Origin of the sequence: Chryseobacterium sp. SIMBA_028, from assembly GCF_046535285.1 — a bacterium.
Classification (GTDB): Bacteria; Bacteroidota; Bacteroidia; order Flavobacteriales; family Weeksellaceae; genus Chryseobacterium.
In genome coordinates, this window is record NZ_JAWRWZ010000037.1 from 1 (window position 1) to 1,191 (window position 1,191).

2 protein-coding genes are annotated in these 1,191 nt (G+C 29.4%); one reads left to right on the forward strand and one right to left on the reverse strand.

The genetic code is table 11. The features are described 5' to 3' along the window. Positions 1-556 (forward strand): restriction endonuclease subunit S (locus SCA31_RS22380; RefSeq protein ID WP_410699262.1); only part of this gene is annotated, 556 nt, incomplete at its 5' end. On the opposite strand, the gene SCA31_RS22385 is transcribed toward SCA31_RS22380, so the two are convergent. Then, on the reverse strand, positions 549-1,191 hold a 643-nt coding region (locus SCA31_RS22385), incomplete at its 5' end, for a restriction endonuclease subunit S (protein ID WP_410699263.1). The two genes, SCA31_RS22380 and SCA31_RS22385, sit on opposite strands and share 8 nt — an antisense overlap.

The following is a 1,191-nucleotide window of genomic DNA, read 5'->3' on the forward strand; positions in this document are numbered from 1 at the left end:
TAAAGGGCTTTATCAAAAAATATTTGAGGCAGGGCGATTTCAATTTTCTGTTCTACCTTTAAAACTACTTTGCATTATAAAAAAAGGGGAACAAATAAACGCATCTGAATTATCTGAAACAGGACTTTATTATGTAATGAATGGAGGAATATCACCATCTGGCTACTATTCTGAATATAATTCAGAAGCAAAAACAATTTCGATAAGTGAAGGTGGAAATTCCTGTGGATATGTTCAGTTTAACAATTCTAAATTTTGGTATGGAGGGCATTGCTATACACTAAATAATATTCATAACAGCATTAAAAACAAATATTTATATTATTACCTGAAAGCAAATGAAAACAAAATTATGGCACTACGAGTAGGTTCTGGATTACCCAATATTCAAAAATCTGCATTAGAAAAATTTGAAGTAAAAATTCCCAATATTTATGTACAGGAAAAAGTCATATTAGCTCTGGATAGTTTATCAAACAAAGTAGCCATAGAAAGTAAACTTCTTAAAAAATATCAACAACAGAAAAAACATTTGTTACAGAACTTGTTTATATAAATAAGTTCTGTAACAAATATTGCTTTTGAAATTGGTATTTATTTAAAATAGTTTTCTCTACCTCTATCTTACTATCAATTGAAAAAAGCAATTGAGAAATATCTTTTTGTTCTTCCAAAGATGGTAATATGATAGTTAATTTCATTAATTCGCCTTTAGACATATTGTATCGAGTACTGCCTTGCGCGAGCTTAATTATTTCTTTTCTAAAATTAAAACTTCTGAATAAATAACTCGAAAAAAGTGGATTAATGACTTGAGATGATGATGGTCTATAGGCAAAACAGAAACTATTTAAATACATTTCACCTACTTCTTCTAATAAGACCGAAGACATTCCTATCTCTTTAGGTGTTTCAGATGAAATCGTAAAAAACACATCACCATACATTACACGATTCTGATTTTCATTCTCTGAAATTTCTACAAATCCACAATTTTTTATATGAACTTTGGAAGAATCAAAAATTTGTTTGTATTGGATGTAAGGTTTACCGGTTCCAAAATTGTCTTTAGTTTTCCCTGAAAGCCCATTAAATACTTCTCCTATATCTCCCAGACTCTGTAATTTCCACTCATCGTTAAATTCCTGAAATCTAATCTCCCTAGAAAATAACTTTTCTCTTAGCCCTTTA